Source organism: Candidatus Binatia bacterium (assembly GCA_036382395.1).
Classification (GTDB): domain Bacteria; phylum Desulfobacterota; class Binatia; order HRBIN30; family HRBIN30; genus JAGDMS01.
The window spans coordinates 1-4,109 of the sequence record DASVHW010000089.1 but is presented as its reverse complement, the minus strand read 5'-3'; the positions used below and the strand labels follow the sequence as shown (position 1 = coordinate 4,109).

Annotated in this window: 3 protein-coding genes; all 3 read left to right on the top strand. The window is 63.6% G+C overall.

Translation table 11 applies throughout. The features are described from left to right. A partial coding sequence (locus VF515_04435) for a glycosyltransferase family 4 protein (GenBank protein ID HEX7406882.1) occupies positions 1 to 1,188 on the top strand: 1,188 nt, incomplete at its 5' end. Positions 1,189 to 1,191: 3 nt separating this feature from the next. After that, positions 1,192 to 2,973 carry a carbamoyltransferase gene (locus VF515_04430; GenBank protein HEX7406881.1) on the top strand — a complete coding sequence of 594 codons (1,782 nt, stop codon included), beginning with the start codon at positions 1,192 to 1,194 and terminating at the stop codon, positions 2,971 to 2,973. 6 nt (positions 2,974 to 2,979) lie between these two features. Beyond that, positions 2,980 to 4,109: hypothetical protein (locus VF515_04425; GenBank protein ID HEX7406880.1), on the top strand; the 1,130-nt coding region annotated here is incomplete at its 3' end.

Here is a 4,109-nt window from a genome sequence, read left to right as displayed (position 1 = left end):
GGCGGGGTCGTTGGGGGGTCGCTCACCGGCTTGTACCATCTGATCCGCGGGCTCGACCGCACGCGCTTCGCGCCGAGCATGGTTCTGTACGAGCCGAAGGCGATGGAGACGGAACTGAAGGCGCTCGAGGTTCCCGTATATCACGTGCGCCGGCAGCGGCTGCGAAAGGAACATGCGTTGTTGAATTATGAGGGGTACCACCGTGCGAAGCAGTCCAGTGCCGTCCGTGGCCTGCTCCGTCTCGGTCGGCAGAGTCTGCGTCTGGCGGTCGAAGAGGTCCCGGCCGCGCTTCGCCTGGCGCGCGTCATGAGGAATGCGGCAGCCGACGTGGTGCACTTGGGCAACGGCGTCCGCGCCAACTTCGATGGCCTGTTGGCGTGCCGTCTGACCCGCACGCCGGTGCTGTGCCACGTCAAGGGGTTCGAGAAATACTCCGGCCGGGAACGCCGGGCGGCACGACGGATCGATGCGCTGGTGAGTATGACGAAGGCGGTCGAGGCGCACTGTCTGCGCAACGGTGTACGGGCACGGACCATGCGCGTCGTTTACGATGGTCTCGATGAAGCGGGTTTCGTGGCGCAGCACGAACGCCAAGCCGTGCGCGCACAGTTGGGAATCCGGAATGGGGTGCCGTGCGTCGGCGTCGTCGGCAACATCCAGGAATGGAAGGGGCAGGCGATTTTGGTGGAGGCGATGGCGCGGGTCATGCGCGCGGTGCCACAGGCGCGCGCGCTGATCATCGGCGGCGTGCATCGTGCCGGCGCGGCATACAGCGAACAGCTCTGCGCCCGCATCCGTGAGTTGGGCCTCGACCACGCCGTGGCGATAACGGGATTCCGCAGTGACATCGCCGATGTCATGAACGCGCTCGACGTGGTCGTGCATACCTCCGTACGCCCCGAGCCGTTCGGCCGTGTCATTCTTGAGGGTATGCTGCTGGGGAAACCAGTGGTGGCCAGTGCTGCGGGCGGCGTGCCGGAGTTGATCGAAGACGGCGACACCGGCTTTCTCACGACACCGGGCGATCCGGATGCACTGGCCGAGCGGCTGATCCCGCTGCTGCAGGATGCCGACCTGCGGCAGCAGGTGGGCCGGCGGGCGCAACAGTGGGCGCGGGAGCATTTCAGTCTAGAACGCCAAGTCGCCGCCATGTCGGCGATCTACGAAGAGCTTACGAACGGACACTAACGCATGCGTATACTGGGTATTTCCTGTTTCTATCACGACGCCGCGGCCGCACTGATTGTCGATGGAGAGCTGGTTGCGGCGGCCGAGGAAGAGCGCTTCAGCCGCAAGAAGCACGACTCCGATTTCCCGCGCCTGGCGACGCGGTATTGCCTGGACACCGCGGGAATCACGGCCCAGGACCTCGATTACGTCGTGTTCTATGAGAAGCCGTTCATCAAGTTCGAGCGCATCCTCACCACCGCCGTGCAGGTGGTGCCGAAGTCGTGGAAGGTCTTCGGCGACGCCATGACGACGTGGTTGCTGGACAAGCTCTGGGTGAAGAATTTCATCCGGCAGGAGTTGGGCATCCCCGCCAGCCGCATCCTGTTCACCGAACATCACCTGTCGCATGCGGCCAGCGCGTTTCTGTGTTCGCCGTTCGATGAGGCCGCCATCCTCACCATCGACGGCGTCGGTGAATGGGCGACTGCGACCATGGGGCGCGGTAAGGGTACCGGGATCCAGTTGCTGCGTGAGATCCGCTTCCCGCACTCGGTGGGCCTGCTCTACAGCGCCTTCACCGCCTTCCTCGGTTTCGAGGTCAATGAGGGCGAATTCAAGGTGATGGGGATGGCGCCGTACGGCAAGCCCCGCTACGTCGACAAGGTCTACAAGCTCATCCACCTGGAGTCGGACGGCAGCTTCTGGCTCGACATGGATTACTTCTGCTTCCACCACTCGTCGACGCGCACCTACAACCGCAAGTTCACCGATCTCTTTGGTGAGCCGCGTGACCCGTCCTGGCACTTTTTTACCGAGAGTTCGGGCTACCCGTCCTACTTCGAGCCCAAGCCGTCAAACTACGCCGAGCTGGCAGCGAAGAACCAGTACTACGCCGACGTCGCGGCCAGCATTCAGCAGGTGACGGAGGAAATCGTGCTGAGCATGGTGCGCAGCCTGCACCGCGAAACGGGGCTGGACCGGATCTGTATGGCCGGTGGCGTCGCACTGAACAGCGTCGCCAACGGCCGCATCATTCGCGAGACCCCGATCCGGGAAGTGTTTGTGCAGCCCGCGGCGGGTGACGGTGGCGGGGCCCTGGGGGCCGCCCTCTACGTGTACCATTGTGCGCTCGGCAAGCCACGCCAGTTCGTCATGCGGCATGCGTACTGGGGACAGGAGTACGGGCAAGGCCAGGTCAACGATTTCGTGCGCGGCTGCGGCGCGCGCCACCAGACGTATTCCCGCGAAGAGGATCTGCTCGATGCCGTGGTCGAGGAGTTGCAAGCCGGGCACGTCGTCGGGTGGTCGCAAGGCCGATTCGAGTGGGGTCCGCGTGCCCTGGGATCGCGCAGCATTATCGCCGATCCGCGCCGCAACGATATGAAAGAAATTGTCAACGTGAAGATCAAGTTCCGCGAGCCCTTTCGTCCTTTCGCGCCCTCGGTGCTAGCCGAGTGTGCGGAACGATACTTCGATCTTCCCGATGCGCCCAAGCATTACCCGGCCCGATTCATGCTCTACGTTGTCGACGTGAAAGAGGGACAGGGCGAGGTGCTGCCCGCGATTACGCACGTGGACAATACGGCACGCCTGCAGACCGTACACCAGAGTGAAAGTCCATTGTACTACCGGCTGATCAAGCGGTTTGGTGATGCGACCGGCGTCCCCGTGGTCTTGAATACCTCCTTCAATCTGAAGGGCGAACCGATCGTGAATACACCGGCCAACGCCTTCAGTACGTTCATGCGCAGCGGCATGGATGCCTTGGTGATGGGAAACTGCGTCATCCGGAAGGATTCCTGAAGCAACGTGAAGCGCGGTCGCGAATTGCTGGCGGGCGTCGTGCTTGCCGGCATGGGTATCCTAGTCGCCCTGGTCTTGCTCGAAGTCGGCATCCGCTGGCTGCACCTGGTGCCGGATCGCTTTTGGGAGCCTGATCCCGTGCTCGGTGTGCGCCTGATCCCGGGGCATCGGGGCTGGTGGACGCAGGAAGATCGCGAGTTCCTGGTCCCGGTCCAGATCAACCACGAGGGCCTGCGCGACGTCGAACACCAGTACGCCAAACCTGCGGGCGTGTTTCGCATCTTGGTGCTGGGTGACTCGTTTGTCGAGGCCATGCACGTGCCCCTCGAGTCGACCTTGGCGCGGTTGCTGGAGGAACGGCTCAATGGGGACCTGGGGCAGGGGAAAATAGAGGTTGTGAGCGCGGGTGTTAGCGGATACGGTACTTCCAGTGAGCTGCTCTACTTCGAACGAGAGGGCAAGCGCTACCAGCCGGATCTGGTGCTGCTGGCCTTCTATCCTGGCAACGACGTGAAGAATAACAGCCCGACGTTGGAGGACGCGCTCAAGCCGGTGTACGGGCCGGACGGAACACTCGAAAAAGTTGTGGGAGAAGGGGTGCGGCCGCAGCCTGGCGGCTGGCGCGGGTTGGTGGCGCGCTCCGACATGTATCACTATTTCCGGCAGATCCTCCTGATCCGCCATCCCGAGCTGGCGCAGAGTTTGATTCGGCACGGGTTGTTGAAGGCGGAAGCGGTAAAGACGGTGCCGCAGCACGATGGTGTGCCAGCCGATTATGGTGTCTACGCTCCGGCACTCGATCCGGCCTGGGAGGAGGCGTGGAGTCATACCGGAGCCCTGCTGGCGCGGTTGCAGGGCGCTGTCAGTGCGGCGGGTGGACGTCTGGCCATTGCGGTCTTGAGCACGCGCGATCAGATCTATCCGCAGTGGTGGCAGGAGGTGCTCGCGAGCCACCCGCGCATGCAGCAGCGGACGTGGGACTTGGACGCCCCGCAGCACCGCGTTGAAGCGTGGTGTGCCGAGCACGACGTCCCCTGTAAGACGCTGGCGCCGGCTTTCAGCGCCGCCGCGGCGGACAGCAAGGAGCCGCTACATTACCACCACGACGGGCATTGGACCGTCGCCGGCCACCGATT